This is a genomic window from Arthrobacter sp. Hiyo1 (assembly GCF_001263615.2).
GTDB lineage: Bacteria > Actinomycetota > Actinomycetes > Actinomycetales > Micrococcaceae > Arthrobacter.
Map to the genome: position 1 here is coordinate 251,445 of NZ_DF952470.1, position 1,189 is coordinate 252,633.

The 1,189-nt window shown below is 64.2% G+C and carries 2 protein-coding genes and 1 pseudogene; all 3 read left to right on the forward strand.

What is annotated here, in order from left to right; genetic code table 11:
• The first annotated feature begins 116 nt into the window (after positions 1 to 116).
• Positions 117 to 589, forward strand: a pseudogene (locus AHiyo1_RS10030) (Asp23/Gls24 family envelope stress response protein).
• Positions 586 to 777 (forward strand): DUF2273 domain-containing protein, encoded by a 192-nt coding sequence (locus AHiyo1_RS10035; protein WP_059388473.1) that lies wholly within the window; start codon positions 586 to 588, stop codon positions 775 to 777. The pseudogene AHiyo1_RS10030 and the gene AHiyo1_RS10035 overlap by 4 nt, the downstream one beginning before the upstream one ends.
• Positions 774 to 1,157: a hypothetical protein gene (locus AHiyo1_RS10040; protein WP_059388474.1), complete on the forward strand. Its 384-nt coding sequence runs from the start codon at positions 774 to 776 to the stop codon at positions 1,155 to 1,157. The genes AHiyo1_RS10035 and AHiyo1_RS10040 overlap by 4 nt, the downstream gene beginning before the upstream one ends.
• Positions 1,158 to 1,189: the final 32 nt, after the last annotated feature.

Sequence of the window (1,189 nt, forward strand, 5' to 3'; positions counted from 1 at the left end):
CCCCGCGTGCGCCATTTACGGCAATGATCCAGCAGAATCTCATGGCGACGGCCGGCTTGTCTCCGCCTTGTCTTGGCCAAGCGCTAGGGTGGTACTCAAGAGAAGGGGAGGGCTAAATGGACCAGCAGGAAAGCTACACCGCGCCTGAACCGGAAGCCGTTGGGGCTCCGGTATCCGAGGACCGGCAAACGGTGGCAGGAAGTGGCCGCACAGTGATCTCGGATTCCGCTGTCGCCAAGGTTGCCGGCATTGCCGCCAGGGCTGTTCCAGGCGTCTATTCCCTCGGCTCGGCTCCTTCGCGCGCCCTCGGAGCCATCCGCGATGCCGTTGGTAGCCAGGACCACGCCGCAGCGTCCGCGCTGAGGTCGGAGAAACCCAAGTGGCCGTGGACCTCAATCTTGTGGCCGTCTACGGATACCCTTTGCATGATGTCGCGAACCAGGTCCGCGCGGCCGTCTATCGTGCCGTCGAATCGTTGGTGGGCCTGGAGGTCATTGAGGTCAACGTTGAGATCAACGACGTCTACGTTGCTCCGCCCGTCAAAGCCGGAACAAGAGGCGCATTATCGGAAAGGGAGCCACTCCAGTGAACTTGACCGTTGTCGGAATCGGGATCGGCGCCTTCGTGGCGTTCATGGCCTTCCAATTCGGGCTGTGGGGTTTCATCATCGCGCTTCTCTTCATGGGCATCGGTGCACTTCTGGGCCGCGCCGCGGACGGAAAGCTTGACCTGCGCAGCGTGCTGGATGCCCTCACCGGCCGCCGCTCGTCGTCATGAGTTCCACGGCTGAGGCTGTGCAGCCCGCCGTGAATCTGGCTGGCCACAACCGAATCAGCACCCAGGCGCTCACCACCTTGGCCCAGGCAGCCGCCGCGGAAGCGCTTGGAGTCTCGTCGCAGGATGTTCGCGCCGAATGGTCGGACGACGACGGCCTGCTGGCACTCTCGATTGTCGCCCCGATCAGTGTGCCCTCGCTGACGGACGTCCTCAGGGACCCCCTGCGGGTAGCAGGATACGGTGGAACGGTCTGGGACCGTGCCGTAGCTGCCAAGACGGCCATTCTTGAGCGTGTCACCCAGCTCAGCGGTTCCACCTTGAGCCGCGTGGATATCCGGATCAGCGGCGCACGCGTCAGCGAAGGAGTCCGCGTCCGATGAGCCACGCCCAGACCCCGCACGTCCGGCGCAGC

Excerpts from the sequence above, each read along its gene's own strand:
- AHiyo1_RS10040 (WP_059388474.1), top strand. The coding sequence starts at position 774 with ATGAGTTCCACGGCTGAGGCTGTGCAGCCCGCCGTGAATCTGGCTGGC.